Source organism: Brevundimonas guildfordensis (assembly GCF_014836405.1).
Lineage (GTDB): Bacteria > Pseudomonadota > Alphaproteobacteria > Caulobacterales > Caulobacteraceae > Brevundimonas > Brevundimonas guildfordensis.
Window position 1 is genome coordinate 587,046 of the sequence record NZ_JACSQU010000002.1, and the last position, 26,287, is coordinate 613,332.

Here is a 26,287-nt window from a genome sequence, read left to right on the forward strand (position 1 = left end):
CATGAGCGCCCTTCCTTCCAACGCCGTTCCCTTCGCCTTCGACACCGAGTTCGGGGCCGACGGCGCCGTGCTGCGCGCCTCGACCTGGCAGCCGACCAAGCGCGCCTTCGCCCCGGCCGAGGTCGAGGCCCTGGTCGCCCAGGCGCGGCTTGAGGCCCGCCAGCAGGCGCTGAACGAGGTCGAGGCCCTGCGCGCCGACGCCCTGTCGATGGTGGCGCAAACCGTGTCCCAGGCGGCGACCGCCCTGCGCGGCGTGGCCGAGACGCACCGACGCGAGTCCGCCGAACTGGCCCTCGCCGCCGCGCGGGTGATCGGTTCGGCCGCGTTCGAGCGCTTCCCGCGCCGTCCGCTGGAAGCCGCCATCGAGGCCCTGGGGCAGGAGATGGACGCCACGCCGCGCCTAGTCGTCCGCGCCTCGGGTCTGGACGAGGACGGACGCGCCCAGATCGAGGCCCTGTGCGCCCAGGCGGGCTTTTCCGGGCTGGTGGTGTTCCGCGACGAACCGCATCTGCCAGCCGCCGCGTTCGCCCTGGAATGGGCCGACGGGCGCGCCGAGTTCGATCCGGCCGAGGCCGAGGCGCGCGTCGTCGCCGCCCTTAACGCCGCATTGGCCGCTGAAGCCGGCCACGCTGAGCCGCCCCTCGAAGGCGGCGTCCATGACAGGAGGGGCTTCTGATGGCCACCGACGATCTCTCGCTTGAGGAATTCGGCGATTCCACCGCTGTGACTCTGGCCGATGACGGCGGCGAGAAGTCTGCCGTCGACCTGGCCCCCGTCTTCGACGTGCCGGTCAACATTTCGGCCGTGCTGGGCAAGGCGCACATGTCGGTCGCCCAACTGCTGAAGCTGAACAAGGGCTCGGTGCTGGAGCTGGACCGCAAGGTCGGCGAGGCCATCGACATCTTCGTCAACAACCGCCTGGTGGCGCGCGGCGAGGTCGTCGTCGTCGAGGACCGCCTGGGCGTGACCATGACGGAAATCATCAAGACCGAGGACAAGGGCGCCTGATCGGCCGCCCCGTCACGGACAGGATTTGAAGGAGTAGGGCGATGCGTCTTCTGGTGGTGGGTCGTTTAAGCGGCCAACTGGCGACGGCGGTGAAGATGGCCATGGCGCACGGCGCCAAGGTCCAGCACGTCGAGCGCGCCGATCAGGCGACCGAGCAGCTGCGCCGGGGGCAGGGCGCCGACCTGCTGATGGTCGATTACCGCATCGACATCGCCGCCCTGATCGCCGCCAACGACGCCGAGCGCATCCATGTCCCTGTGGTCGCCTGCGGCGTCGACGCCGATGCGCGCGAGGCGGCCGACGCCATCCGCGCCGGGGCCAAGGAGTTCATCCCCCTGCCGCCCGATGCGGAGCTGATCGCGGCGGTGCTGTCGGCCGTGGCCGACGATGAGCGGCCGATGATCTCGGCCGATCCAGCGATGAAGTCGGTGATCCAGCTGGCCGATCAGGTGGCGCGCTCAGAGGCCTCCATCCTGATCACCGGCGAAAGCGGCGTGGGTAAGGAGGTGATGGCCCGCTATCTGCACACGAACTCGCGTCGTGCGGACAAGGCCTTCATCAGCGTCAACTGCGCCGCCATCCCCGACAACCTGCTGGAATCCGAGCTGTTCGGCCACGAGAAGGGCGCCTTCACCGGCGCCGTGGCCCGCCGCATCGGCAAGTTCGAGGAGGCCGACGGCGGCACCCTGCTGCTGGACGAAATCAGTGAGATGGACGCCCGCCTTCAGGCCAAGCTGCTGCGCGCCATCCAGGAGCGGGTCATCGACCGCGTCGGCGGCTCCAAGCCCGTGCCGGTCAACATCCGCATCATCGCCACGTCCAACCGCGACCTGGCCAAGGCCGTGGCCGAGGGGACGTTCCGCGAGGACCTGCTGTATCGGCTGAACGTGGTGAACCTGCGCCTGCCCAGCTTGCGCGAACGCCCCGGCGATATCGCCGTCCTGGCCGACCACTTCGTCAAGAAGTACGCCGCCGCGAACGGCGTGCCGCCCCGCGCCATCGGCCCCGAGGCCCGGCGCGCCCTGGTCGGCCATCGCTGGCCGGGCAACGTGCGCGAGCTGGAAAACGCCATGCACCGCGCGGTGTTGCTGGCGTCCGGGTCCGAGATCGACGTCGAGGCCATTCGCCTGCCGGACGGCCGCCCGCTGCTGGGCGGGGGCGGAACCTCGACGCCTGCCGCCTCGACCTATGACGCCGGGGTCGCCGGCCAGGCGGCCCAGGCCGCCGACGCCGTGACCCGCAGCTTCGTCGGTCAGACCGTGGCCGAGATGGAAAAGACGCTGATCCTGGACACGCTGAGCCATTGCCTGGGCAACCGCACCCATGCGGCGACGATCCTGGGCATCTCTATCCGCACCCTGCGCAACAAGCTGAACGAATACGCCGACCAGGGTACGCCGATCCCGGCGCCCCAGTCGGGCGTGGCGGCCGCTTACGGCGCGGCGGGCTGATCCGGTGCGCGCCGACCGTCGCACCCTGCTGATCGGCGCGGGCGCCCTCGCACTGGGCGGCTGTGCGCGAGCGACGGAGCCTGCGGCCGTCGAACCGGTCGCGCTCGATCTCGACCTGTCGGCGCTGGAGGCCCGTCATGGCGGCCGCCTCGGCGTCTCGGTCGCGAGCGAGGGCAAGCGCGCCGCCTGGCGTGGCGACGAACGCTTTGTCTACTGCTCGACCTTCAAGATGTATCTGGCCGCCGCCACCCTGCTGCGCGTTCAGGCGGGACAGGAACGGCTGGACCGGGCGATCCCGGTGACGCAGGCGGACATGATCAGCCATGCTCCGGTGACGGAGCCGGCCGTCGGTTCGACCCTGACCATCGAGCAACTGATGAAGGGCACGGTCGAGGTCAGCGATAACCCCGCCGCCAACATCCTGATCCGCGAGATGGGCGGCGTGGACGCTCTTCGCGCCTTCTACCGGGGCATCGGCGACGACAGCACGCGCGTCGATCGTCTCGAGCCGGAACTGAATGTCGCGGACGACGACAAGGACACCATCACCCCCCACCAGTCGGTGCAGAACATCCAGCGCCTGCTGGTTGACGCCAACACGCCTTTGAACCCGGAATCCAAGGCCCTGTTGATGCGCTGGCTGGTCGACAGCCCGTCGGGAGCCGGGCGGATAAAGGCTGGCGCGCCCGCTGGCTGGACCGTGGCGCACAAGACCGGCACCGGCGGCTATGGCCCGGTCAACGACATCGGCCTGATCCTGCCGCCGGACGGCGAGCCCATCGCCATCGCTGTCTATTTCCACGCCACGAAGGATTCGACCGACGCTCAGCGCGAGGCGGTCATCGCCGACGCGACCCGGCTGGCGCTCAAGGCGCTGGGGCATGGCTGAGGGCCGCCGAATCCTGTCATCAGGCGGCATGACCTGCGCTCTTCGCCATGGCTGACGCGCCGATCCTGATGAAGGACGGCCTGGCGCGCCCCACCGGGCGCGACGCGCTCGGCTGGCTGCTGCGCGGCGAAGTCGGCATGGCCGTCGGCGTCATCGCCGTCATCATGCTGCTGATCGTGCCGATCCCGAAGATGCTTCTGGATCTGCTGCTGGCGATCTCGCTTGTCTCCAGCGTGCTGATCCTGATGACGGCCGTGATGATGAAGCGGCCGCTGGACTTCGCCATCTTCCCCACGGTGCTGCTGGTCTCGACCCTGTATCGGCTGGGGCTGAACCTGGCCTCGACGCGGCTGATCCTCAGCAATGGCCAGGAAGGCCACGACAGCGCCGGCAAGATCATTCAGGCCTTCGGCGAGCTGATGATGGGGGGCAACTTCATCATCGGGGTGATCATCTTCGCCATCCTGCTGGTGGTGAACTTCGTCGTCATCACCAAGGGCGCGACCCGCATCGCCGAGGTCTCGGCCCGCTTCACCCTGGACTCCATGCCGGGCAAGCAGATGGCGATCGACGCCGACCTGTCGTCCGGCCTGATCGACGAGGCCCAGGCCAAGCTGCGCCGCAAGGAGCTGGAGCAGGAATCGACCTTCTTCGGGGCCATGGACGGCGCCTCGAAGTTCGTGCGCGGCGATGCCGTCGCGGGCCTGATCATCACCTTCATCAACGTCATCGGCGGCCTGCTCATTGGGGTGCTGCAGCACGGCATGCCGGCCATGGAGGCGGCCAATACCTATGTGCAGCTGACCGTCGGCGACGGCCTGGTGACGCAGATCCCGGCCATCATCGTCTCGGTCGCCGCCGGCTTCCTGGTGACCAAGGCCGGGGTCGAGGGCTCGGCGGACAAGGCCTTCGCCGCGCAACTGGCGACGAACCCCGTATCGCTGGGCGTGGTGTCCGGTACGTCGGGCCTGATCGGCCTGATCCCGGGGATGCCGCTGCTGCCGTTCGCGGCGCTGGCGCTCGGCACCGGCTTCATGGCGTGGAAGCTGGGCCGCGACCGTCTCAAGCCGCCGCCCGCCGAGCCGGTCGATCTCAAGCCCAGGGAGGAGGTGGAAGAGCCGATCGCCACCGCCCTGACCATCGACGAGGTCAAGATCGAGCTGGGCTACGCGCTTCTGGCCCTGATCAACGACCTTGAGGGCCGGCGCCTGACGGACCAGATCCGCGCCCTGCGCCGGTCGCTGGCCCAGGAGTACGGCTTCGTCATGCCCAGCGTGCGCATCCTCGACAACATGCGCCTGCCCAATCAGGGCTACGCCATCCGCATCAAGGAGATGGACGCCGGCTCGGGCGAGGTGCGCCTGGCGTCGCTAATGGCCATGGACCCGGCCGGGCGTCAGGTCGAACTGCCCGGCGAGCACACCCGCGAGCCCGCCTTCGGCCTGCCCGCCACCTGGATCGACGAGTCCCTGCGCGAGGAGGCGACCTTCCGCGGCTACACCATCGTCGACCCCTCGACGGTGCTGACCACCCACCTGACCGAGATCCTCAAGGAGAACATGGCCGAGCTGCTCTCCTACGCCGAGGTGCAGAAGCTGCTGAAGGAGCTGAAGGGCGAGGAGCAGAAGCTGGTCGAGGAGCTGATCCCCTCGGTCGTCACCGTGACGACGCTTCAGCGCGTGCTGCAGAGCCTGCTGCGCGAGAAGGTGTCGATCCGCGACCTGCCCGCCATTCTGGAGGGCCTGGCCGAAGCGGCGCCGCACACCACCAGCGTCGCCACCCTGGTCGAGCACGTCCGCGGCCGCCTGGCGCGTCAGCTGTGCTGGCAACACAGGGCCGACGACGGGGCCCTGCCGATCGTCACCCTTTCGCCGGAATGGGAACAGGCCTTCGCCGACAGCCTGGTCGGTCCGGGCGAGGATAAGCAGCTGGCCATGGCCCCCAGCAAGCTTCAGGATTTCATCCGCGCCGTCCGCGACGTGTTCGAGCGCGCCGCCATGACGGGCGAGAACCCGGTCCTGCTGACCGGACCGCAGGTGCGCCCCTACGTCCGCTCCATCATCGAACGCTTCCGGGGACAGACGGTGGTGATGAGCCAGAACGAGATTCATCCCAAGGCCCGGCTGCGCACGGTCGGCTCGGTCTAGCCGACTTCACGGTTAATCGCTGGACACCGCGCAGGCGGCGAATATGGTTTCGGCCATGAAACGCATTCGGCCGGTCCTGCGCACCTTCGGAACTTTTCTGCGCACCCCGACCCTCAGTCGCTCCATCATCGCGCTTCTGGCCCTGGCCATCCTGCTGTTGATGGCGGTGAACGCCGCGACCTTCGTCATGATCCAGCGGACGGCGGCCTATAACGACACCGTCGATCACAGCCAGCAGGTCCGTCTGGCGGCCAAGGACATGCTGATGCTGCTGACCGACGCGGAGACGGGCCAGCGTGGCTTCATGCTGACGGCGCGAACGGAGTATCTGGGTCTGTACGAGAACGCCGTGGCCAAGCTCCCGGGCGTGATCGAGCGGATGGAGCAACTGGCCGTCGACGACGACGGTCAGGGCCAGCGCGTGGCGGCGGTGAAAGGGCTCTATCGGGAGCGGCTGGACCTGATGGCCGAAACCATCGAGCTGACGCGCACCGGGCGGATCGGCGAAGCGGTGTCGCTGATCCGGAACGGCCGCGGCAAGGCCCTGATGGACCAGATCCGCGCCGAGCTGTCTGCGGTGGATGCGGAGGAAGCCCAGCGCCTGTCGGAAAGGACGCGCCAGTCCGAGCGGGCGCAGACCGTGACGGTCGCCGTCAACGCCCTGGCCGCGATCCTGGTCCTGATCCTGGCGGGCATCAGCGTCTGGATGGTGCGGCGCTATGTGGCCGAGATCGAAGAGGCGCATTTCGAGCTGGACCGGGTCAACGCCGGGCTCGAAAACGAGGTTCGCGACCGCACCGCAGAACTGACCCGCGCCAATGAAGAGATCCAGCGGTTCGCCTATATCGTCAGCCACGACCTGCGGGCGCCTCTGGTCAACGTCATGGGCTACACCTCCGAGCTGGAGCAGGTCAGCAAGGCCCTGGAGCAACAGCTGACGACGCTGGAGACGACCCACCCGGAACTGGTCGATGCAGAGGCGCTGCGCTCTGTACGGGAGGACGCGCCCGAGGCCGTGGGCTTCATTCGCGCCTCGACAGCCAAGATGGACCGACTGATCAACGCCATCCTGCGTCTCTCGCGCGAAGGGCGGCGCGCCTTGCTGCCGGAGTCGCTGGACATGACGGCCATGGTCCGGGCCGTCGCCGACACCGTCAGCCATCAGGTGACCGAAACGGGAGGCGAGATCGTGATCAGCGATCTGCCCATGATGGAGAACGACCGCCTGTCGATCGAGCAGATCTTCAGCAATCTGATCGACAACGCCGTCAAATACCGCCAGGCGGGCCGCCCGATCCATATCGAGGTCAGCGGCCAGCAGGAGCCGGACGGCTGGGTCTCCTATGCGGTGAGGGACAACGGCCGAGGCGTCTCGCCCAGGGATCACGAGCGGATCTTCGAGCTGTTCCGGCGCTCGGGCAAACAGGATACGCCGGGCGAGGGGCTGGGCCTGGCGTTCGTGAGAAACATCGTTCGGCGCATGGGCGGCACGATCGAGGTTGAGTCTGAACTGGGGGAAGGCTCGACTTTTTACCTGAAATTTCCGAAGCGTCTCGTTATGCTGGGTGACCATCAAGGAGATCGCCTGTGAGCCACTCGGTGAAGATCGTCATGGTTGAGGACGACCACGGCCACGCCAAGCTCATTGAGAAGAACATTCGCCGGGCGAATATCGCCAACGATATCGTTCACTTCGACCATGGCGATGCGGCGCTGGACTACCTGTTCCAAGAAGAGGTCCGGCGCAGCGGTCCGCTGTTGATCCTGCTGGACCTCAATCTGCCGGACATGTCGGGCACGGACATCCTGGAGCGGGTCAAGGCGGACGAGCGCCTGCGCCGCGCCCCGGTGGTGGTGCTGACGACGACGGATGACAAGGGCGAGATCCAGCGCTGCTACGACCTGGGCTGCAACGTCTACATCACCAAGCCGGTCGACTATGAGGCTTTCGCGGGCGCGATCCGCCAGCTGGGCCTGTTCCTTTCCGTCATGCAGGCCCCAGAGATCTGACGCGTGGACCAGGTCAACGCCCCTATCCGGCTTCTATACATCGACGACGACCGCGGCCTGTCGCGTCTGGTGCAGAAGGAACTGGAGCGCCACGGGTATCAGGTGGTCTGCGCGCCCGACGCCGACGCCGGCTATGAGGCGCTGAAGGCGGACGCCTTCGATGTCTGCGCCCTGGATCACTACATGCCCGGCCGCGACGGCCTGGACGTTTTGCCGGACATCCTGGCGCTGCCGAAGCCGCCCCCTGTGGTGTATGTCACCGGCGCTCAGGAAGGCCGCATCGCCGTGGCGGCCCTGCGCGCCGGCGCGGCCGACTATGTCATCAAGGACGTGTCCGAGGACTTCACCGCCCTGCTGCGCTCGGCGATCGAGGACGCTCTGCTGCGACGCCGCCTGGAGCATGAGAACCAGCGGGCGCAAGACGAGGTTCGTCAGGAGCGCGACCGGGCCGAAGCCCTGCTGCGCGAGGTGAACCACCGGGTCGGCAACTCGCTGCAACTGGTCTCCAGCTTCATCTCCCTTCAGTTGCGCCAGCTCGCCGACGAGGGCGCGCGCGCCGCCCTGCGCGAGGCGCAGGTCCGCATCGAGGCTGTCGCCCATGTCCACCGCCGCCTCTACACCTCGGCGGACGTCGAACGCGTCCAGATGGACGAGTATCTGGCCGGCCTCGTTGAGGAGCTGAGCAAGTCGATCGGGCCGGATGGCGACGGATCGCGGCTCATCCTGAGCGCCGAACCCCTGCAGGTGACGACCGATCAGGCCGTGTCCCTGGGGGTGATCGTGACCGAGCTGGTCACGAACGCCGTCAAATACGCCTACAATCCGGGCGCGGCGGGTGAAATCCGCATCATCCTGGAACAGGCGGAGGACGGCGCGCGGGCCTTGCTGACGGTCGAGGACGACGGGCCGGGCCTCGGCGAGGGGGCGCCCAAGGGGACAGGGCTGGGCTCCAAGATCATTTCGGCCATGGCCAGCGGCCTGCGCTCCGCGGTCGAGGTCGACCCGGCCCACCGCGGCGTGCGCGCTCGACTGGCGTTCGATCTCTGAGCGGGTTTTTGGGACTTTCGCCCCGCGGCCCGGCGGGGTTAAGCTCGGTGAAATGAAGCTTCAGTTCGGCACGTCCCGCCCCGGTCTCGACTACATCCACCGCCCTGCGGTTTTCGGCATCGCCGAGCGCGACGGCCGCCTGGCCTGTGTCCGCGTGGATCGCGGCGAGGGCGGCGCCTATTACGACCTGCCCGGCGGCGCCCTGGACGGCGACGAAACCGAACAGCAGGCCCTCACGCGCGAGTTCGCCGAAGAGACCGGCCTGATCATCCAGCCGGTCGATCGCCTGACCGAGGCGGGGCAGTATTTCCTCAAGTCAGACGGCACGCCCGTGAACAACGTCGGCGGCGTCTGGGTGGTCAGCGTGACCGGGGCTGATCCATCCACGAAACAGGAAGCCGACCACGAGCTGGTCTGGATGGAGCCGATGCGCGCCTTGTTCAGCCTCCGCCATGAGGCCCATAGCTGGGCCGTCGCCCGCTGGCTGCGCGATCGTCATGTCGCAGCTTCGGAACCGCGGCAAACATAGGGGGTTGTTTTCCCTGAGAGACCGCCATTCCCGGCGGTCGCTGTACAGGGAGTCCAACATGGCCGATCACGACCGCATCGAAGGCGCCGCCAAGAACATCGGCGGTAAGGTCAAGGAAGCCGCCGGCAAGGTGACCGGCGATGAAAAGCTGAAAGCCGAAGGCCGCGCCGATCAGGTCGAAGGCAAGGTCCAGAACGCCGTCGGCGGCGTCAAGGACGCCCTGAAGGGCGACAAGGGCTGACGTCTATCCGTTTGGCGACGATCCGGCCGCCGTTCCCCCGGGGGACCGGCGGCCTTCTCATGGCCGGTCCCGCCTGGCCAGGCGGCTGGACAGTGGGTGCGGGGCGATCTAGCGTCGCCGTAATGCTTCTGCAAAGCTGAGATCCGGGGGGATTCGTGAAATACGTCGGCGCTGCCGTTTGGCTGCTCGCGGGGGCGGCGACCTGTGCGTTCGCTCCGGAACCCGGCGCGGCGCTCGTGCCCGAGCAAGTGGCGGCGCTGGGCGGCTGCTGGGAAAGCGTCGGATCGGTGATGGGGAAAGCCGTCTCGATCGCCCTGGCCGCCAAGCCTATCACAGAGGGGGCTCTCTTCCTTGTGGAAGTCGAGAACGTCGCCGTGGGCGATCCCGCTGATCGCTACGCGGCGCACCTCATTTTCGGCGGCAAGACGAGCCCCGCCGAAGGCGGTGAAGGGGCGACCGTCACGGGCTTCTACGCGGACAGCTTCGGCGGCGACGGCGTGGCGGCGGGCTCGGGCTCCGTTCGTCCCCACGGCTTCGAGATCGCTTACGCCTATCCGCAGGCCAGCTTCGTCAATCGCTGGACCATCATGCCGAACGCGCTGTCCTGGACCATCACGGCGACCGACCTCGCGGGCTCCGAACAGGGCTTCGCCGGCTATGAAATGACCAGAGCGGAGTGCCCCGTCGACTGACCGCCCAATGTCGCGAGCGCTGGTGAGCGGCCCTCGACGAGCTATCGACCCCTGCATAAGTTAGCGCGCCAGCGTCCGCATCGCCCGTTCCAGTCCCTCCAGCGTCAGGGGGAACATGCCGTGCTCCATCACCTCGCCAATCAGGTTCACCGAAGGCGTGTAGGACCAGTGGCGTTCGGGCACGGGGTTCAGCCAGACGGACTTGTCCCACTGTTCGCGGGCGCGCTTCAGCCAGACGGCGCCGGCCTCCTCGTTCCAGTGCTCGACCGAGCCGCCGGGCATGGTCACTTCATAGGGCGACATGGTCGCGTCGCCGACGAAGATGGCGCGCCAGTCGCCGGGATATTTATGGATCAGGTCCCAGGTCGGGATGCGTTCGCTGTGGCGGCGCCGGTTGTCCTTCCACACCCCTTCGTAGAGGCAGTTGTGGAAGTAGAAGAACTCCAGGTTCTTGAACTCGGTCCGCGCGGCCGAGAACAGCTCTTCACACAGCTGGATGTGGCCGTCCATCGAGCCGCCGACGTCAAGGAACAGCAGCACCTTGATCGTGTTGCGACGCTCGGGCCGCATGTGGATGTCCAGCCAGCCCTGACGCGCCGTGCCGTCGATGGTGCCGTCGATGTCCAGTTCCTCGGCCGCGCCTTCGCGGGCGAAGCGGCGCAGGCGGCGTAACGCCACCTTGATGTTCCGGGTGCCCAGCTCGACCGTGTCGTCCAGGTTCCTGTATTCGCGCTTTTCCCAGACCTTGACCGCGCGGCCGTGCCGCCCCGGCCCGCCGATGCGCACGCCCTCGGGGTTGTAGCCGCCGTGGCCGAAGGGGCTGGTCCCGCCCGTGCCGATCCACTTGTTGCCGCCCTGGTGGCGCTCCTTCTGCTCCTCCAGCCGCTGCTTCAGCGTCTCCATCAGCTTGTCGAAGCCGCCGAGGGCCTCGATGTGCGCCTTCTCGTCGTCGGTCAGGTATTTCTCGGTCAGCAGCCGCAGCCAGTCCTCGGGGATGTCGGCGGTGATCTCCTCGCCGGGACTGACGCCCTCCAGCCCCTTGAAAACCTTGCCGAACACCTGATCGAAGCGGTCGTAGTGCTTCTCGTCCTTGACCAGGACGGCGCGTGACAGGTGGTAGAAGGCCTCGACGTCGCGGCCGCCCACGCCCTTGTCCATGGCCTCCATCAGATGGAGCCATTCCTTCAGCGACACAGGCACCTTGGCCTCGCGCAGGGCGGTGAAGAAGGGCAGCAGCATGGGCTTAAGACTGGCCCCGGCCTAGCCGCGCCGCAAGATGAACTCGTCGTCCATCCAGGCGCCGACGGGATACTGATACTCGCCCGCCTTCTCGAAACCGTAGGCGGCGTAGAGCTTCTGGGCCTTTTCGTTGCCGCTCCAGACGCCGATCCACAAGGGGCCGTCGGTGTGAGCCTCCATCCAGTCCAGCGCGATCTTTAGCAACTGCGTGCCAAGGCCCAGCCCCTGCGCCTGCTTGCCGACGTAGAGGCGGCGCAGCTCGGCGTGGCTGGCGCGACCGTCGGGGTGGGGCAGGGTGTTCGGCCCCGCGTTGGCGAAGGCCAGCAGTTCGCCGTCGCGCTCCGCGACCCACCAGGCGGCGCCCGGCTCGGCCAGCTTGGTGGTGATGGCCTCGGCGTTGAAGCTGGCGTCCAGAAAGGCGGTCAGGTCGGCGACCGGATAGGGAATGCCGAAGCCGGTGACGAAGGTGTCGATGAAGGTCTGGCGCCCCAGCACGGCCAGGGCGGCGGCGTCGTCAGGACGGGCGGGGCGGATCACAGGGTCGCTCATGATCGACGCAATAGCGCCGGGCGGGCGTCGGGTGAAGGCGTGTCGAGACCCGCGTGGCGACATCATCGCAGCCTCGTCATCTTTGTGTGGTTGCAGGGGCGCGCGACGGGGGCTACCACCTTTGTCCAAGGTGCGCCGTCCGCGGCGCCCGTCAATGCTCGATGGGGAGGTTAAGGGACGCCAAGGCCTTGGTTTCACAGGCTGATCCCCGTGCTATGACTTCTCCTGCACTCATGACTCATTCCGAATCCGCAACTCAGACGCCGGTCGCGGCCGCCCGCTCCGCCGGGGCTGAAGCCGCCTATGGGGCCATTACGCTGGCGCGCCATGGCGAGCCGGCCCTGTCGCGCAAATGCATGATCACTTCGGATCAGTATCGTGACTGGTGGGGCCGCTATGAGATTGGCGGCCTGCGCGCCGGCCAGACGCCGCCGCAGACCCTGCTGACGGCCGCCGAGGGCGCCGGGGCCATTTACGCCTCGACCCGACCCCGCGCACAGGAAACCGCCAGAGCGGTGGCGCCGGACCGCGACGTGCTGGTCGACGCCCTGTTCATCGAGGCGCCGCTGCCGCCGCCGCGCTTCCCAAGCTGGATCAAGCTGTCGCCGCGCTACTGGGGCGTGATATCGCGCATCTGGTGGCACGCCTTCAATCACCACGAAGGCCAGGAAACCCGCGCCGAGGCCGAGGTCCGCGCCGATCAGGCCGCGCGCGTGCTGATCGCCCGCGCCTCGGAAGGCCACGACGTCCTGGTGCTGGCGCACGGCTATTTCAATCACATGGTCGGTCGGCGGCTGAGGGCGCACGGCTGGCGCCTGGTGCACAATCAGGGCTTCAAATACTGGTCCCAGCGCCGTTTCGAGAAGCGCTGAGGTCGCGGTCTGAGGAAGGCCGTTGAAGCGGCGCGCGCGCCTCTCTAGGTTGCGCCCATCATGACCGACGCATCCGTCTCCCCCGCCGTGCCCGCCGATCTCAGCTTCGAGGACGCCCTGTCGCGTCTGGAGGGCATCGTTTCGCGCCTGGAATCGGGCCAGGCGCCGCTCGAAGAGTCCATCGCCCTGTACGAAGAGGGCGCGCGGCTGAAGGCTCACTGCGAGGCGCGCCTGAAGGCCGCCCAGCTGCGGGTCGAGAAGATCGTCGTCGGCGCCGACGGCCAGGCCAAGGGCGTCGAACCGGCCGAGTTCGGCTGATGTCCGCGTCCGACCTGGCGCCGCAGATCGGCTTCGACGACTTCATGAAGGTCGACGTGCGCGTCGGCCGGGTCATCAAGGCCGAGCCGTTCCCCGAGGCGCGCAAGCCCGCCTATAAGCTGACCATCGACTTCGGCGACGCCATCGGCGTCAAGAAGTCCTCGGCCCAGATCACCCATCACTACACCCTCGACCAGCTGGACGGCCGCAAGGTCGCCGCCGTCGTCAACTTCCCGCCGCGCCAGATCGGCCCGGTGATGTCCGAGGTGCTGACGCTCGGCTTCCCGGATGCGGAGGGGAACGTCGTCCTGGTCGGCGTCGATCGCGATCTGCCGCTGGGCGGGAGGCTGTTTTGAAGGTGCTCGCCGCCAACTCGCCCGAGCAGGCCGTCATCGACCGCGTCGCCGAGGTCGCCGACGTCGTCACCGTCGCGCTGGATGAACTGCTGCCGCGCGCGGAGGGGCCCGAGGTCCGCCTGACCGAGGCCATGCGCTACGCGGCCTTGGGGCCCGGCAAGCGATTGCGCCCCTTCTTCGCCATCGAGGCGGGCCGCGTGCTGGGGGCGGACGACCGCGCCGTCCTGCGCGCCGCCTGTGCGCTGGAGTGCGTCCACGCCTATTCCCTGGTGCACGACGACCTGCCGGCGATGGACGACGACGACGTGCGGCGCGGGCGTCCGACCCTTCACATCGCCTATGACGAGGCGACCGCCATCCTGGCGGGCGATGCGCTTCAGACCGCGGCCTTCGATATCATTCTGGATGAGGACACCCACGACGACGCGGCCGTGCGCTGCGAACTGGCGCGGCGTCTGTCCTTCGCCTCGGGCGCGCGAGGCATGGCGGGCGGCCAGATGATCGACCTGATGGGTGTGCGCGACGATCTGGGCGGCGTCGCCCGGATGCAGCGCCTGAAGACTGGGGCCCTGTTCGCCTACGCCTTCGAGATCCCGCTGATTGTCGCCGACGCCAACGAAGCCGCCTGGCACGCCCTGACCAGCTTCGCCCACGACATCGGTCTGGCCTATCAGATCGTCGACGATGTTCTGGATGCGGAAGGTTCGGCCGAAGAGATGGGCAAGGCCGCAGGCGGCAAGGATGCGGCCCTGGGCAAGACCAACTTCGTCACCCTGCTGGGCGTCGAGGCGGCGCGACAGAGGGTCGCGCACCTGGCCGATCAGGCCCGCTCGCACCTTGACCTGTTCGGTCATGAGGCCGAAATCCTCAAGGCCAGCGTGGACTTTGTGCTCAAGCGCCGGTCCTGATAGGAAACGCGCCCGCCCTCAGCGGGTTACTGTTTGACGCCTCGTCGTCTGAAGGCCCCCGATCCCCATGCCCAACACCCCGCTTCTCGACTCCGTCAAGTTTCCCGCCGACACGCGGGGCTTCGACATTCCCCAGCTGAAACAGCTGGCGGACGAGGTGCGGGCTGAAACCATCGACGCCGTGTCCGTGACCGGCGGGCACCTGGGCGCAGGACTGGGCGTGGTCGAGCTGACGGTCGCCCTGCACCACGTCTTCGAGACGCCGCAGGACATCCTGATCTGGGACGTCGGCCACCAGTGCTATCCGCACAAGATCCTGACCGGGCGGCGCGACCGTATCCGCACCCTGCGTCAGGGCGGCGGCCTGTCGGGCTTCACCAAGCGGTCCGAGAGCGAATACGACCCCTTTGGCGCGGCCCACGCCTCGACCTCGATCTCGGCGGCGCTCGGCTTCGCCGCCGCGCGCGACGCCAAGGGCGGGAACAACCGCGTGGTGGCCGTCATCGGCGACGGATCCATGTCGGCGGGCATGGCCTATGAGGCGATGAACAACGCCGCCGAGGCCACCAACGGCCAGCTGATGGTCATCCTGAACGACAACGACATGTCGATCGCCCCGCCGGTCGGCGGCATGAGCGCCTATCTGGCCAAGCAGGTCTCCGGCGGCGCCTATCAGAACATCCGCAAGGTCGGGAAGAAGTTCGTCGACCACATGCCGCGCCCGTTCCGCGACGCCGCGCGCAAGGCCGAGGAATACGCCCGCGGCATGATCGTCGGCGGCACCCTGTTCGAGGAGCTGGGCTTCTATTACGTCGGGCCGATCGACGGCCACGACATGGAAAACCTGGTCCCCATCCTGAAGAACGCGGCGGCCATCACCGACCGCCCGGTCCTGGTCCACGTCGTCACCCAGAAGGGCAAGGGCTACGCCCCGGCGGAGAGCAGCGCCGACAAGCTGCACGCCGTGGTCAAGTTCGACGTGGTCTCGGGCAAGCAGGCCAAGGCCATCTCCAACGCGCCCAGCTACACCAAGGTGTTCGGCACCGAGCTGATCAAGCACGCCCAGATCGATCCGACCATCATGGCCGTCACCGCCGCCATGCCGTCGGGCACGGGGCTGGACCTGTTCGGCCAGGCCTTCCCGGACCGCACCTTCGACGTCGGCATCGCCGAACAGCACGCCGTGACCTTCGCCGCCGGCCTCGCCGCTGACGGCATGAAGCCGATCTGCGCCATCTACTCGACCTTCCTGCAGCGCGGCTATGACCAGGTCGTCCACGATGTGGCGATCCAGTCCCTGCCGGTGCGCTTCGCTATGGACCGCGCCGGCCTGGTGGGCGCTGACGGCGCGACCCACGCCGGGTCGTTCGACATCGGCTATATGGGCGCCCTGCCGGGCATGGTGCTGATGGCGGCGGCGGACGAGGCCGAGCTGGCGGCCATGATCTCGACCTCGCTGGCCATCGACGACCGCCCCAGCGCCTTCCGCTATCCGCGCGGCGAGGGCGTCGGCGTCGACATCCCCGAACTGGCCGCCCCGCTGGAAATCGGCAAGGGCCGCATCGTCCGCGAAGGCACGTCTGTCGCCATCCTGTCGCTGGGCACGCGCCTGCAGGAATCGCTTAAGGCCGCCGACATGCTGGCGGCCAAGGGCGTCTCGGCCACGGTCGCCGACGCCCGCTTCGCCAAGCCGCTGGACGCCGACCTGATCCTGCGTCTGGCGCGCGAGCACGAGGCCCTGATCACGGTCGAAGAGGGCGCCATGGGCGGCTTCGGCGCCTTCGTGCTGCAACTCCTGGCCGAGAAGGGCGCGCTGGACGCGGGGCTGAAGGTCCGCACCCTGCACCTGCCCGACATCTTCCAGGACCAGGACAAGCCCGAGATCATGTACGCCCAGGCCGGCCTGAACGCCGAACATATCGCCGCCGCCGCCTCGACGGCGTTGGGCGTCGACGCCAGCCTGGCCGCGCGAGCCTAAGGCCAATCGGTCATCCCCCCTTGGCCCCTGTGCTAGACTGCGCTCGGGCCGAGGGGGGATTTCAGACGATTCAGACGAATTGGACTCTATTTTTTCCTTCTCTCTTCAGAGGAGGGCGAGGGTCACAACACCCCGATCATGCTGGCCACCAGCGGATGACGCACGATGTCGCGTTCAGCCAGGCGCACCACGGCGATCTCGGGCACGGCCTCAAGCCGGTCGGCGATGTCCGACAGGCCGGACACGCCCGGCAGCAGGTCCGACTGATGCGGGTCGCCGGTGACCACCATGGTCGAGTGCCAGCCCAGCCGGGTCAGCAGCATCTTCAACTGGACGTAGGTGCAGTTCTGCGCCTCATCCACGACGATGAAGGCGTTGTTCAGGGTGCGGCCGCGCATATAGCCGATGGGGGCGATCTCGATCAGGCCCTCGGCCATCAGCGCCTTGACCCGCTTCATGCTGAGCCGGTCCGACAGGGCGTCGTAGAGCGGCCGCAGGTAGGGGGCCAGCTTGTCCTCCATGTCGCCCGGCAGGAAGCCGATCGATTCCCCGGCCTCGACCGCCGGGCGGCTCAGGACGATCCGGCCGACCTTGCCCGCCTCCAGCGCCTCGACCGCTTTGGCGACCGCCAGATAGGTCTTGCCAGTGCCCGCCGGGCCCAGCGCCAGCACCAGATTGGCGTGGTCGACGGCCTCCATCAGTTCGGCCTGGCCGTCGGACTTGGGCTTCAGCGTCTTGAGGTAGCCCTGGTCCCGCTCGTCGTTCGAGGGCAGGGGCGACCAGCCGCCGACGCGGGCGGGCAATCGCCGCACCTTGGCGTCCTGAATGAATTCGGGCGAATCCAGCACGCCTTCGCGCAGCTGACGCTTGATGGCCGATCGTTTGCTCATGGACGCCTCCAGGGCATGAAAAAAGGCGAGCCCGGCTGGGTCTCGCCTTGGTCGTCGGTGGGGGAGGTGTGGGCCGAAGTCGCAGGGCCGTCCCGAACAGCCGCAGGGTCTTCGCCGCAGCAGGTGCGTCGCCGTCCCCCGACTGGTCGCGAACACGCCAAGCGCATTCTCCAGCGTCTGACCGGACCGGGCTTGATCCGGCTTCGGATCCGGGGGCGAATGGGCCTGCCGAATCGCATCAACAGACTGATGCTAACGTGGTTTCTGAAGGGTTAAAGCCTTCATTTTGATAAGAATAGGCGGTGTGCGGATGAGTGTTTACAGTCTGGGCGACAGCAAGCCTCAGCTTCCCCCGGAGGGCGAATACTGGATTGCGCCAAGTGCGACGGTCCTAGGAAATGTGATTCTGCATCCGGGCGCCAGCATCTGGTTCAACGCCGTGCTGCGCGGCGATAACGACCCCATCGTCATCGGGGCCGACAGCAATATTCAGGACGGCAGCATCCTGCATACCGACGTGGGATCGCCCCTGACGATCGGCGCGGGCGTTACCGTGGGGCACAAGGTGATGCTGCACGGATGCGAAATCGGCGACAACAGCCTGATCGGCATCGGCGCGGTCGTCCTGAACGGGGCGCGCATCGGCAAGAACTGTCTGATCGGCGCCAACGCCCTGATCACCGAGGGCAAGGTCATTCCCGACAACAGCCTGGTCATGGGCCAGCCGGGCAAGGTGGTGCGGGAATTGGAAGAGGGCCAGATCGAGGGCCTGCGGATGTCGGCGCAGCACTATGTCCAGAACTGGCGGCGCTATGTGGCGGAGCTGACGCGGATCGACTGATCCGTCGCCCCACAATGGCACGGGTCACAATGGGACAGGCGAGGCGTAACGCTCCAAACTCGCGCAGGAGGGGATGAAACAGCCCATTGGCGCACACCTGACGCGGCCCGGCGCTTGCATTGGTCCTGCCGACGATCAAATGCAGGAGTCCGATCCCATGCGGATAGGGATTACAAAAATGCTGGCCGGCGCCGTGGCCTTTGTGGGGCTGATGGCGGTCGCGGATGCGGCTGCGGCCCAGTGCGGGCCGTCCAGCTGCCTGCCGCCTCCGCCGCCGACGCCGATCTTGCCGCCGCCGACGCCGATCACCCCGCCGGTGACGCCGCCGGGCGGCGGCTGCGGCCCCAGCGGCTGCCTGCCGCCGCGCCCGCCTGTGGCCCCGCCCTGCGGCGGCGGCGGGTGCCTGCCGCCGCCGCCTCCGGCCTGCTGCGGCTCGGGCGGCGGCAATGTGAACGTGAACGTCAACGTCAACGCGAACGCCAGCGCCAACGCCAGCGCCTCGGCGCGCGCCTGGGCCGGATCGCGCGCGGCGTCGACGGTGATCGTGGCGGGCGGGGGCGGCGCTTACTTCAACGTCGATCAGCCCTATCCCACCACCATCCAGGGTCTGAACGTCCAGGGCGGGATGCAGATGGTGCGAGTGCCCTTCACCGCGTCGCGCCGGATCGCGAAGCAGGTCGTGCTGCAGGCCGTCTGCATTGACGACCGCAACGTGCCGCACCCGGCGTCGCAGGTGATTCCCGGCCGGGACGTCGCCGACAGCTACGACGGCGAACTGTATCGCTGCCTGGCGGGCTCAAAGCTGCAGTGGACGGTCAGCGAGGCGGAGGGCGCCCCCGGCGAAACCCTGCTGTGCAACAAGCGCGAAGCCTTGTGGCACGGCGCGGGCGGGCGTCTGGAGTGCCGTCCCGAGAAGGCCGCGCGCGACTGTAACGAGCGTTCGCTGCTGCGCCGCTACGGCGCCGGCGTGAAGGTGCTGACCATGATCCGCGAAGAGACCTACACCGAGTATCGCGAGGAAATGGTCGAGGGCGCCGCGTCCACCGGCATGATCATGATGGACGGCGGGGTCGGCGGCCGGGTTTTCTGAACCGGCCGTTCAGCCTGGCGACAGACGCGATCGTCTAGGGTCAGGCGTCGACTCTCCGTCGATAGGCCAAATGACTGGGCCCCGCTCCTTGCGGGACGGGGCCCCTTCTTTGTTATTGGGCGTTAACCGAGACGACCTCGGCCTTCCACGCCGCATCCGGCTTCAGATACTGGCGCGCGGCCGCCTGAATGTCGGCGGCGGTGAAGGATTCAAGATCGCTGATGTGCGTCTGGATCTGTTCCAGCGTGGCGGGCTTGGCGGCCAGATCTTCCAACTGGCCCAGCCAGTACTCATTGCCGGCCTGGCTGCGGCGCAGGGATTCGATCACCGGCAGGCGCGCGCGGTTCAACTCGTCCTCGCTGATCGGCTTGTCGCGCAGGTCGGCGATGATGGCTTCCACGGCGGTGAAGAAGGCGTCGAACTTTTCCGGGGCCGTATCTGCGGTGATCGAGATGGAGCCGTAGCCCGTGAACACGTCGGACGACGAGGCGCGGACGCTGGGCGAATAGGCCAGAGCCTGCTTCTCGCGGATTTCCTCTAGGACGCGCAACTTCAGCACCTCGGCCAGGATGGAGGCCTTGCGCGCTTCGCTGCGGTCGTTGACGGCGTCGGTGGTCGGCCAGGCGATATAGGCCAGGCCCTGTTCGGCCGGGCCGGCGTGGGTCAAGCGGATCGGCTGAGCCGTCGGCGCCGGGAAGCGCCGCTGATCCGAGCCGGCCAGAGGCTGGGCGGCCGGCGCGCGCGCGGGCAGGGCGGCGAAGGTCGAGGCGACCGAAGCCACCGCGTCCTCGACCTTGACGTCGCCGACCATGACGATGTCGATCGGGCCGGACGCCAGTCCCTGAACCACGCCCTGCTTCAGTTCATCCAGGGTGAAGGCGGCGATCTCTGCGGGCGAGGGCATGGATTCGCGCTTGTCGCCGCTGGCGAGCAAGCCACTGGCCTGAAGGCCGAAGGCCCCGCCCGGGGTCGCCATCTGCTGGGCCATGAACTGCGGCAGGACGGCCTTGATCTGCTCGAACGGCGCAGGGCGCAGGCCCGGATCGGTCAGATAGGCGGCCAGCACCTGCATCTGCAGTTGCAGGTCGGCCGGACGGGTGGCGCCCGACAACTGATAGGCGTCGCTGTCGATGCTGAAGCCGGCGCCATAGATCTTGCCGGTGAGGACGCGGTTCAACTCGTCGGCCGTCAGCTTGCCGAGGCCGCCAGCCGTGAAGACCATCGGGGCCAGGGACTGAGAGGTGAAGCGATCGGTCGGCAGGCCCATCTCGCCGATGCCGGTGCGGACCGAGATCAGGATCTGCTGGTCCTTGAAGGTCGTCGGCTTGACGGTCAGGCGCACGCCGTTGGGGAAGGTGACGATCGTGGCGCCGACGGCGGCGACTTCGGTGGTCGAGGCCGGCGCGGCGACGGCGCCGAAGTCGGCATAGGGCCAGTCCAGAGCTGCCTGCTCGGCCGGGGCGCTCACCGGCGTGGCGCGGCTGGCTTCCAGCAGGGCGGTGACGCCGGCTTCGCCGCCTTCGATCGGCTCAGGCGTGACCACCAGCGCCAAGGGGCCCTGGCCTTCGAAGGCGCGCTTGACCGCTTCGCTGACCTGAGCTGCCTTGAGGTCCTTCACCGTGGCTTCGAACAGGGCCAGGTTGGTGGCGGGCGAAGAGAAGACCTTGTCGTCGTTGGCGGCGCCCAACAGGGCGTTGGCCAGGGCTGGGGTGCTGCGCGTCGCGGCGGCCTGCACGGCCGTTTCAAGCGCTGCGCGGCTGTTGGCGATCTCGCGATCCAGTTCGATCTGGGACACGCCGAACTGCACCAGGCGGCGCTGTTCCTGCTCGATGGTTTCCAGAGCGCGCTGGATGCCGCCGGGGTTGAAGGCGGCCGAGACGCTGGCGAGGTCGAGCGTCTTGAACAGGGTTCCCTGTCCGCCGCCGGCGCCGATGAAGGGCGGGTTGTCAGCGCGGGCCAACTCACCCAGGCGGCGGTTCAGCACGGCCATGCCCAGGCCTTGCAGCATGGCGTCGCGGCGTTCCGACGCCGTATCGGGATCGAGATCCGGGTTGCGGATCCAGTTCAGCTGGACCGAGGACTGCACGCCCGGCTCGACCAGGATGCGGGTCTCGGGCTGGCGCGGGGCGACCTGTCCCAGATCGGGCTCGGGCCCGTCGGCCGCCTTGGGCGTCCAGTCCGAGAAGGTCGCCTTGATCTTGGCCTCCATTTGATCGACGTCGAAGTCCCCGACCGCGATCAAGGTGGCCCGGTCGGGGCGGTAATAGGCCTCGTAGAACTCGACGAAGCGCTCGCGGGGGGCGCTGCGGATGATGCTGAGGTCGCCGATGGGCAGGCGGTTCGACAGACGCTGGCCGGGCGCCAACAAAGCGATTTGCGCCTTCAGCGAGCGCAGGGCCGGGGTGTTGCGCAGGCGCTCTTCGCCCTCGATCACGCCGCGCTCGGCGTCGATGTCCTCGGCTTTCATCAGGGCCTCTGAGACCTGCTCGCGCATGATCCGCAGCGAGGTGTCGACCGTCTCGTCGTTGGTGCGCGGCAGCTCCAGCGTATAGGCGGTCTGGTCGAAGCTGGTGAAGGCGTTGGTGTCGGCGCCGAAGGCCAGGCCCAGACGCTCCAGAATCCGCAGCAGCTCATTCTCGGGCACATTGGTCGTGCCGTTAAAGGCCATGTGCTCCATGAAGTGGGCCAGGCCCAGTTGGTCGTCGTTCTCCATCAGGGAGCCGGCCGCGATCCGCAGTCTCAGCGATGCCTGGCCCGGCGGGGTGGCGTTCTTCATGATGGCGTAGCGCATGCCGTTCGGCAGAACGCCGAAGCGGACAGCCGGATCTGCGGGAATGTCGCTGGCCGCCTGGGCCCAGGGCTTGAAGGGTTGGGGGTCCTGCGTCGCTACGGCTGACGGCGGCGTCAGGGCGACAGCAGGAAGGGCCGCGCCGCCCAGCAAGGCGAGGCTGGAGGCGGCAAGCATAAGCAGGCGGCGAGGGGATCGCATTCCGGTGGTCTCCGCGATGTGCGAGCGGGCGCCCCCCGGGGCGGATTGCGGCCCTGCACGTGATCAGGCGCGAAGCTTCTTCGGCCTCGCGCCTGATTACGGTGACAAACGAGCTTGACTGGCTCAAGTTACCGAAAGTTAATTTCCAGGCCGCGCCACGTAGAAGCTCGCGGTGTTACCCACCGCGTTGGCGCCCGCGACGACATTGCGGCCCCAGCCGTTGACGGTGGCGGTGGCCGTGGCGCGCACGTCGCCGACGTTGGTCTGGCTGTTGCGCACGCTCAACTCGCCGCCGCAGTCGGAGCAGGCGAAGCCGGTGACGGCGTTGCCAGCTGCATTGGCCCCGACATAGGCGTCATAACCGTTCTGGCCAGTGAACCCCGCGTTGGCGGTGACGCCGCCGGTATTCATCTGGGTGTTGTCGATGCTGACGTAGATGTCGTTGTTGCCGGCATGAACCTCGTTGCCCACGGCCTCGGCCGTCGAATAGGCGGCGCCGAAGTCGTAGGAACTGACTTCGGTGCGCGACAGCACCTCGGCTGCGTTCTGCTGGTCCACGTCCACGACCAGCGATCCGCCCTGGTTATAGAAGGCGGCCTGGTTGGAGGCGGCGCGGCTGCGTCCGGCGATGTCCCAGGCGTTGCCCGCCCACACGCCTGTCCAGGCGGTGACGCCTGCGCCCGAGGCGCTCTGGCTGACCGACAGATCCTGGTGCGAGTTCGGCGTCGAGGTCGCCTGTACCGCGTTGGCTGAAGCGTGGCTGGTGAAGACTGCCGCTGCCGGCGCGTAGGTGAAGCGGGCCTCGTTCTCGGCGTAGATCGCGCCGGTCGAGTTCTGATCGGCGCGGCCGGTGATGGCGCCGCGCTGCTCGCCTGTCCCGCTGGCGCCCAGGGCGACGGTGTTGCCGATGGCGTCGGACGAGACGTGGCCGCCGTAGTTAAGGCGGGAGCCGGTTTCCTCGATACGGGTGCGCGCCGTGACGTCGCCGTTCAGGTTCTGACCAGCCTCGACGTCGATGCCGGTGTTGAGGGCGGTCGCGGCCAGATAGTTGCCGCGCGCCTGGGTGGCGCTGTTCACGTAGCCGGTGTCGCCGCGCAGGGTCAGGGAGGTGTCCGCCTCGACGGCGCCCTGCATGTCCTGGGTCGAGCGGATATCGGCGGCGCGGCCCTCGGCGCCGCCGGACAGGGCGTTGCCCATGGCGGCGTTCGACACGGCGACGTTGTCGCTGACGTTGACGACGTTCAGGCGCTGACCGCTGATGACGTCGCCCAGGTTGAGCTGCTCATTCAGGACCAGCCCGCGATCTTGAGCGGAAGCCTCAGCGGCCGCCGCCACGCACAGCGCTGTCGCGGCGATCGTGCCAGCGAGACGGGTCGGCGCGAGTCTGGCCATTGTTCGTGTCCGTGTTTGCGTAAGCGGGATAATAGCCGCCCGTCGGGCCGACAGGGCTGTCGGCCAGCGGGTCGTTGGCGGGGTTGAGGCAGATTTCGGGGCCGGGGGCGCCGTACAGATTGGCCATGAACTCGACCGTGGCGCGTTCCACCAGGGCGCGGACCGCAAGCTGCACCGGCTCCAGGCCGCTGGACCCGGCCGAGATGTCGAAGACGTTGCCGTTCAGGAAGTCGAACACGCCGGCCGACACTTCTCGGCCGACGATCTGCTTCTGATAGGAGACGACGTCCACGACCTCCAGAGTGGTGGTCTGCACCAAACGCAGGTCGATCGCGACGTTCATCACGAAGACCTTGCCGGTGATGAGGCCCGAGCCGCCGTTCTGCTCCACTTCGCCGCCGGCGATGTCGAAGCCGCCCGAGCGGATGTTGTAGTTCACCTCCGTGATGCCGCCGACCACATAGAAGTCGGAGCCCGGCACCTGGCCCGCCAGGATACGGCGGAAGGCGGCGTCCTGGGGCGCGCCGTTCGGCACGTCGTCGCCGATCAGCTTGTTGTTGGCGTAGCGCAGTTCCAGCTCGGAGACCGAGGTGTCGTAGCGCTCGACGATTCGGGCGCCGGCCTTGGCCAGGGCGGTGTTGGCCATCAGGGAGGCGCCCTGGGTGATTTGACGCCCGCCGTCGGACGATACGGACCCGGTGTAGTCGCTGATCCGGCCCACAGCCATGCGCGGCGAGGGCAGATTATAGCGGCGCGCATAGTCGGCCAGGCAATAAAGCGCGGTCGAATAGGGCGTCGGGTTCGAGGTCACCGGGGCGTTGCCGATCGGCTTGGCGTACTGCCCCGACGGTCCGGCCGAGGTGCTGACGCAACCGCCCAGCAGGGCGGCGGCGGCGGCGACGCAGCCGAGAGCGCGCACAGGCGAGCGGCGGATGGCTGAGATGTTCATGGACGCGGCCCGTTCAGCGTGGTGCCGGCGTTGATGTCGCCGGTGTTGGTCTGGGTGGAGTTGACGACGACCGTGTTGCGGTTGCCTTGGACCACCACGTTCAGGTTGTTGCCGATGGCGGTCGAGCCGCCGATGTTGGTCCCGCCGTTTGAGCCGACGCCGCCGTTGAAGACGCCGGCCGACGCATTGCTGTCGCTGCGCGAATAGGCGCTGCCGTTCTGCTGGATGAGGCCGTCGACGACCAGTCGGTTGCCGTTGGCGTCGCGGGTCGTGCCGCGGCTGGCCTGGGCGGTGGTGTAGCGCGAGGCGCCGTAACCCGCCTGGAACTGGCCCGCGCCGGCCGAGCCGGTCGACTGCGCGAGGGCCGAGCCTGCAGGCAGGGCCGCCAATACGACTGCGGCCGCCAAGGGCATGAGTGTCAGGCTATGAGACGACATAAGCGCTCCGGAAAACTTCTGGAACGGCTCACGCAACGACCGTGCCAGCCCCTATCAGTGTCGTAATGGCGCAAATGGGCGTCTTGAGATCGAAGGCGACTGGCCCCATCAAGGACGAATGTCCCAATCTGACGCCCGTTCGCCGCGGCCGCCGCGTGAAAAGATCTTCAACGCGCCTTTCCTGCCCCTGCTGATCGCAGCATCCATGCCGGCGCTCTTCTATCTGCAGGAGCGGCTTCCCGATCAGGGACTCTCCATGGCTTTCGTGCCCGCGGACCTGTGGCGCGGAGAGTGGACAGGTCTGTTCACCTCCATGCTGCTGCACGGCAGTTGGCCGCATGTCGCCATGAATGCGGTGGGCGCCCTGGCGTTCGGCGCGCCGGTCGCCCGTCTGATGGAGCGCGGGCCCGGTCCATTGACCTTCAGCCTCTTCTATATAGCGGCGGGCGCAGTGGCGACGCTGGGCTACGGCCTGCTGCATCCGCACAGCATGGCTCCGTTGGTCGGGGCTTCGGGCGCGGTCTTCGGCCTGATTGGCGCTGCGACCCGGCTGATGGGCGGGCATGGAAGGGTATTGCCGCTGGTTCACCCCATGGTGTTGCGCGCTTCGGCCGCCTGGATGGCCGTGAATCTCATCGTGGGGCTGATTGGCCTGGCGCCGGGGGCGGACGGCGCCCGCATCGCATGGGAAGCGCACGCCGTCGGCTTCGTGTTCGGCATTCTTGCCATTGGACCGATCGGCGGGTGGTTCGCAGCCCGCCGTGATTTGCCTCTCGGCAGAGTCTGAGCGAACCTGTCTTCCATCTTGCGGCCGGTCCGCGACATGCGGACGACGGCCTGCCCACAAGGAGGAAGTCGCCATGCTGGTCGCCGAGATTCTAAAGGGTAAGGGAGACGCGGTCTTCACCCTGGCGCCTGACGCGAACCTGGATGAAGCCTGCGCCGAACTGGAGCGCCGTCAGGTCGGGGCGCTGATTGTCTGCCAAGGCGACAGCGTGGCGGGCGTCTTGTCCGAGCGCGACATCGTTCGCGCCATATCCCGCGATGGACCCGAGGCCCTGAAGCGTCCGGTCTCCCATTATATGACCAGCGAAGTGGTCTTCGCCGATCCGGCAGAAACCGTCGAGGCCCTGATGGCCCGAATGACGGACCGCCGCATCCGGCATCTGCCCGTATTGCTGGATCGGCGGCTGGCCGGCGTCGTCTCCATCGGCGACGTGGTCAAATGTCAGATCGCCCAAGCCACGCAGGAAGCCGAAAGCCTGCGCACCTATATAGCGGCGGGGTAGGGCGGCGGCTCAGGCGCGAGGCCGACCTGTGCATAAGCGCCCGATCTGTGGATAGATCGGAAAAGCCGGTTTTGCCTATTGCCCTCGGGAAAAGCGCCTCGTATATCGCCGCCTCGCTCGGAGACGGGCTGGCCCAACGGGGCTTCGGAGACTGAGTTTTCGGGGTTTTGGTCGGG

27 protein-coding genes are annotated in these 26,287 nt (G+C 67.8%); 20 read left to right on the top strand and 7 right to left on the bottom strand.

Annotated features, from left to right (window positions below):
- Position 1 precedes the first annotated feature (1 nt).
- From H9656_RS11415 to H9656_RS11465, 11 genes are all read left to right on the top strand, one after another.
- The gene (locus H9656_RS11415; protein ID WP_191744355.1) at positions 2 to 676 is read left to right on the top strand and encodes a FliH/SctL family protein; all 675 of its coding nucleotides are present in this window, start codon (positions 2 to 4) and stop codon (positions 674 to 676) included.
- On the top strand, positions 676 to 1,008 hold the full coding sequence (gene fliN / locus H9656_RS11420) for a flagellar motor switch protein FliN (RefSeq protein WP_191744356.1): 333 nt from the start codon (positions 676 to 678) through the stop codon (positions 1,006 to 1,008). The genes H9656_RS11415 and fliN overlap by 1 nt, the downstream gene beginning before the upstream one ends.
- Before the next feature lie 41 nt (positions 1,009 to 1,049).
- A complete protein-coding gene (gene flbD / locus H9656_RS11425) occupies positions 1,050 to 2,459 on the top strand; it encodes a sigma-54-dependent transcriptional regulator FlbD (protein ID WP_191744357.1) in 1,410 nt (469 codons plus the stop codon).
- Positions 2,460 to 2,463: 4 nt separating this feature from the next.
- A complete protein-coding gene (gene bla, locus H9656_RS11430) occupies positions 2,464 to 3,348 on the top strand; it encodes a class A beta-lactamase (RefSeq protein ID WP_191744358.1) in 885 nt (294 codons plus the stop codon).
- Between the two features lie 47 nt (positions 3,349 to 3,395).
- Positions 3,396 to 5,495, top strand: a complete 2,100-nt coding sequence (flhA, locus tag H9656_RS11435) for a flagellar biosynthesis protein FlhA (RefSeq protein WP_191744359.1) — start codon at positions 3,396 to 3,398, stop codon at positions 5,493 to 5,495.
- 55 nt (positions 5,496 to 5,550) lie between these two features.
- Positions 5,551 to 7,086 (top strand): sensor histidine kinase, encoded by a 1,536-nt coding sequence (locus tag H9656_RS11440; protein ID WP_225212448.1) that lies wholly within the window; start codon positions 5,551 to 5,553, stop codon positions 7,084 to 7,086.
- On the top strand, positions 7,083 to 7,505 hold the full coding sequence (locus H9656_RS11445) for a response regulator (RefSeq protein ID WP_004370806.1): 423 nt from the start codon (positions 7,083 to 7,085) through the stop codon (positions 7,503 to 7,505). The genes H9656_RS11440 and H9656_RS11445 overlap by 4 nt, the downstream gene beginning before the upstream one ends.
- A 3-nt stretch (positions 7,506 to 7,508) precedes the next feature.
- On the top strand, positions 7,509 to 8,552 hold the full coding sequence (locus H9656_RS14270) for a sensor histidine kinase (protein ID WP_191744361.1): 1,044 nt from the start codon (positions 7,509 to 7,511) through the stop codon (positions 8,550 to 8,552).
- Positions 8,553 to 8,604: 52 nt separating this feature from the next.
- Entirely contained in the window at positions 8,605 to 9,081 is a 477-nt protein-coding gene (locus H9656_RS11455) for an NUDIX domain-containing protein (protein WP_191744362.1), read from the top strand.
- A 58-nt stretch (positions 9,082 to 9,139) separates the two neighbouring features.
- Positions 9,140 to 9,322, top strand: a complete 183-nt coding sequence (locus H9656_RS11460) for a CsbD family protein (protein ID WP_191744363.1) — start codon at positions 9,140 to 9,142, stop codon at positions 9,320 to 9,322.
- A gap of 155 nt (positions 9,323 to 9,477) precedes the next feature.
- Complete coding sequence (locus tag H9656_RS11465) at positions 9,478 to 10,014, top strand: hypothetical protein (RefSeq protein ID WP_191744364.1); 537 nt, start codon at positions 9,478 to 9,480, stop codon at positions 10,012 to 10,014.
- 60 nt (positions 10,015 to 10,074) lie between these two features.
- Here the strand turns inward: H9656_RS11465 and H9656_RS11470 are convergent, their stop codons facing one another.
- Together H9656_RS11470 and H9656_RS11475 are read right to left on the bottom strand one after the other, a co-directional pair.
- A complete protein-coding gene (locus H9656_RS11470) occupies positions 10,075 to 11,253 on the bottom strand; it encodes a vWA domain-containing protein (RefSeq protein ID WP_191744365.1) in 1,179 nt (392 codons plus the stop codon).
- Between the two features lie 21 nt (positions 11,254 to 11,274).
- Positions 11,275 to 11,802 carry a GNAT family N-acetyltransferase gene (locus H9656_RS11475; RefSeq protein WP_191744366.1) on the bottom strand — a complete coding sequence of 176 codons (528 nt, stop codon included), beginning with the start codon at positions 11,800 to 11,802 and terminating at the stop codon, positions 11,275 to 11,277.
- Between the two features lie 233 nt (positions 11,803 to 12,035).
- Between H9656_RS11475 and H9656_RS11480 the strand changes: the two genes are divergently transcribed.
- The 5 genes from H9656_RS11480 to dxs all read left to right on the top strand — a co-directional run bounded on the left by H9656_RS11480 (position 12,036) and on the right by dxs (position 16,234).
- On the top strand, positions 12,036 to 12,674 hold the full coding sequence (locus tag H9656_RS11480) for a histidine phosphatase family protein (RefSeq protein ID WP_191744367.1): 639 nt from the start codon (positions 12,036 to 12,038) through the stop codon (positions 12,672 to 12,674).
- Positions 12,675 to 12,734: 60 nt separating this feature from the next.
- On the top strand, positions 12,735 to 12,992 hold the full coding sequence (locus H9656_RS11485; RefSeq protein ID WP_004370819.1) for an exodeoxyribonuclease VII small subunit: 258 nt from the start codon (positions 12,735 to 12,737) through the stop codon (positions 12,990 to 12,992).
- Entirely contained in the window at positions 12,992 to 13,348 is a 357-nt protein-coding gene (locus H9656_RS11490; RefSeq protein WP_191744368.1) for a tRNA-binding protein, read from the top strand. The genes H9656_RS11485 and H9656_RS11490 overlap by 1 nt, the downstream gene beginning before the upstream one ends.
- The gene (locus H9656_RS11495; protein ID WP_191744369.1) at positions 13,345 to 14,256 is read left to right on the top strand and encodes a polyprenyl synthetase family protein; all 912 of its coding nucleotides are present in this window, start codon (positions 13,345 to 13,347) and stop codon (positions 14,254 to 14,256) included. Before H9656_RS11490 ends, H9656_RS11495 begins: the two co-directional genes overlap by 4 nt.
- A 67-nt stretch (positions 14,257 to 14,323) precedes the next feature.
- Positions 14,324 to 16,234: a 1-deoxy-D-xylulose-5-phosphate synthase gene (gene dxs, locus H9656_RS11500; RefSeq protein ID WP_191744370.1), complete on the top strand. Its 1,911-nt coding sequence runs from the start codon at positions 14,324 to 14,326 to the stop codon at positions 16,232 to 16,234.
- Positions 16,235 to 16,356: 122 nt separating this feature from the next.
- Here the strand turns inward: dxs and H9656_RS11505 are convergent, their stop codons facing one another.
- Positions 16,357 to 17,136 (bottom strand): PhoH family protein, encoded by a 780-nt coding sequence (locus tag H9656_RS11505; RefSeq protein WP_191744417.1) that lies wholly within the window; start codon positions 17,134 to 17,136, stop codon positions 16,357 to 16,359.
- A 298-nt stretch (positions 17,137 to 17,434) separates the two neighbouring features.
- Between H9656_RS11505 and H9656_RS11510 the strand changes: the two genes are divergently transcribed.
- Entirely contained in the window at positions 17,435 to 17,965 is a 531-nt protein-coding gene (locus H9656_RS11510; protein WP_191744371.1) for a gamma carbonic anhydrase family protein, read from the top strand.
- A 178-nt stretch (positions 17,966 to 18,143) separates the two neighbouring features.
- On the top strand, positions 18,144 to 19,055 hold the full coding sequence (locus tag H9656_RS11515) for a hypothetical protein (protein WP_225212499.1): 912 nt from the start codon (positions 18,144 to 18,146) through the stop codon (positions 19,053 to 19,055).
- A 112-nt stretch (positions 19,056 to 19,167) separates the two neighbouring features.
- Here H9656_RS11515 and H9656_RS11520 read toward each other — a convergent pair whose 3' ends face one another.
- The 4 genes from H9656_RS11520 to hfaA form a co-directional block, all read right to left on the bottom strand.
- Entirely contained in the window at positions 19,168 to 22,044 is a 2,877-nt protein-coding gene (locus H9656_RS11520) for a M16 family metallopeptidase (RefSeq protein ID WP_191744372.1), read from the bottom strand.
- Between the two features lie 138 nt (positions 22,045 to 22,182).
- Entirely contained in the window at positions 22,183 to 23,436 is a 1,254-nt protein-coding gene (hfaD, locus tag H9656_RS11525) for a holdfast anchor protein HfaD (RefSeq protein WP_191744373.1), read from the bottom strand.
- Positions 23,363 to 24,385, bottom strand: coding sequence for a holdfast anchoring protein HfaB (gene hfaB, locus H9656_RS11530; protein ID WP_191744374.1), 1,023 nt, complete (start codon positions 24,383 to 24,385; stop codon positions 23,363 to 23,365). The genes hfaD and hfaB overlap by 74 nt, the downstream gene beginning before the upstream one ends.
- Positions 24,382 to 24,822 carry a holdfast anchoring protein HfaA gene (hfaA, locus tag H9656_RS11535; protein ID WP_225212449.1) on the bottom strand — a complete coding sequence of 147 codons (441 nt, stop codon included), beginning with the start codon at positions 24,820 to 24,822 and terminating at the stop codon, positions 24,382 to 24,384. Before hfaA ends, hfaB begins: the two co-directional genes overlap by 4 nt.
- A gap of 118 nt (positions 24,823 to 24,940) precedes the next feature.
- On the opposite strand from hfaA, the gene H9656_RS11540 reads away from it, so the two are divergent.
- Both H9656_RS11540 and H9656_RS11545 read left to right on the top strand, forming a co-directional pair.
- Positions 24,941 to 25,609 (top strand): rhomboid family intramembrane serine protease, encoded by a 669-nt coding sequence (locus H9656_RS11540; RefSeq protein WP_191744375.1) that lies wholly within the window; start codon positions 24,941 to 24,943, stop codon positions 25,607 to 25,609.
- Positions 25,610 to 25,682: 73 nt separating this feature from the next.
- The gene (locus H9656_RS11545) at positions 25,683 to 26,111 is read left to right on the top strand and encodes a CBS domain-containing protein (protein WP_191744376.1); all 429 of its coding nucleotides are present in this window, start codon (positions 25,683 to 25,685) and stop codon (positions 26,109 to 26,111) included.
- Positions 26,112 to 26,287: the final 176 nt, after the last annotated feature.

Excerpts from the sequence above, each read along its gene's own strand:
- hfaD (WP_191744373.1), bottom strand. The coding sequence starts at position 23,436 with ATGGCCAGACTCGCGCCGACCCGTCTCGCTGGCACGATCGCCGCGACA.
- flhA (WP_191744359.1), top strand. The coding sequence starts at position 3,396 with ATGGCTGACGCGCCGATCCTGATGAAGGACGGCCTGGCGCGCCCCACC.
- H9656_RS11485 (WP_004370819.1), top strand. The coding sequence starts at position 12,735 with ATGACCGACGCATCCGTCTCCCCCGCCGTGCCCGCCGATCTCAGCTTC.
- H9656_RS11470 (WP_191744365.1), bottom strand. The coding sequence starts at position 11,253 with ATGCTGCTGCCCTTCTTCACCGCCCTGCGCGAGGCCAAGGTGCCTGTG.
- H9656_RS11460 (WP_191744363.1), top strand. The coding sequence starts at position 9,140 with ATGGCCGATCACGACCGCATCGAAGGCGCCGCCAAGAACATCGGCGGT.
- H9656_RS11415 (WP_191744355.1), top strand. The coding sequence starts at position 2 with ATGAGCGCCCTTCCTTCCAACGCCGTTCCCTTCGCCTTCGACACCGAG.
- H9656_RS11475 (WP_191744366.1), bottom strand. The coding sequence starts at position 11,802 with ATGAGCGACCCTGTGATCCGCCCCGCCCGTCCTGACGACGCCGCCGCC.
- H9656_RS11440 (WP_225212448.1), top strand. The coding sequence starts at position 5,551 with ATGAAACGCATTCGGCCGGTCCTGCGCACCTTCGGAACTTTTCTGCGC.
- H9656_RS11540 (WP_191744375.1), top strand. The coding sequence starts at position 24,941 with ATGTCCCAATCTGACGCCCGTTCGCCGCGGCCGCCGCGTGAAAAGATC.
- H9656_RS11480 (WP_191744367.1), top strand. The coding sequence starts at position 12,036 with ATGACTCATTCCGAATCCGCAACTCAGACGCCGGTCGCGGCCGCCCGC.
- hfaB (WP_191744374.1), bottom strand. The coding sequence starts at position 24,385 with ATGAACATCTCAGCCATCCGCCGCTCGCCTGTGCGCGCTCTCGGCTGC.
- H9656_RS11455 (WP_191744362.1), top strand. The coding sequence starts at position 8,605 with ATGAAGCTTCAGTTCGGCACGTCCCGCCCCGGTCTCGACTACATCCAC.
- H9656_RS11515 (WP_225212499.1), top strand. The coding sequence starts at position 18,144 with ATGCTGGCCGGCGCCGTGGCCTTTGTGGGGCTGATGGCGGTCGCGGAT.
- H9656_RS11510 (WP_191744371.1), top strand. The coding sequence starts at position 17,435 with ATGAGTGTTTACAGTCTGGGCGACAGCAAGCCTCAGCTTCCCCCGGAG.
- hfaA (WP_225212449.1), bottom strand. The coding sequence starts at position 24,822 with ATGTCGTCTCATAGCCTGACACTCATGCCCTTGGCGGCCGCAGTCGTA.
- dxs (WP_191744370.1), top strand. The coding sequence starts at position 14,324 with ATGCCCAACACCCCGCTTCTCGACTCCGTCAAGTTTCCCGCCGACACG.
- H9656_RS11490 (WP_191744368.1), top strand. The coding sequence starts at position 12,992 with ATGTCCGCGTCCGACCTGGCGCCGCAGATCGGCTTCGACGACTTCATG.
- H9656_RS11520 (WP_191744372.1), bottom strand. The coding sequence starts at position 22,044 with ATGCGATCCCCTCGCCGCCTGCTTATGCTTGCCGCCTCCAGCCTCGCC.
- H9656_RS11545 (WP_191744376.1), top strand. The coding sequence starts at position 25,683 with ATGCTGGTCGCCGAGATTCTAAAGGGTAAGGGAGACGCGGTCTTCACC.
- flbD (WP_191744357.1), top strand. The coding sequence starts at position 1,050 with ATGCGTCTTCTGGTGGTGGGTCGTTTAAGCGGCCAACTGGCGACGGCG.
- fliN (WP_191744356.1), top strand. The coding sequence starts at position 676 with ATGGCCACCGACGATCTCTCGCTTGAGGAATTCGGCGATTCCACCGCT.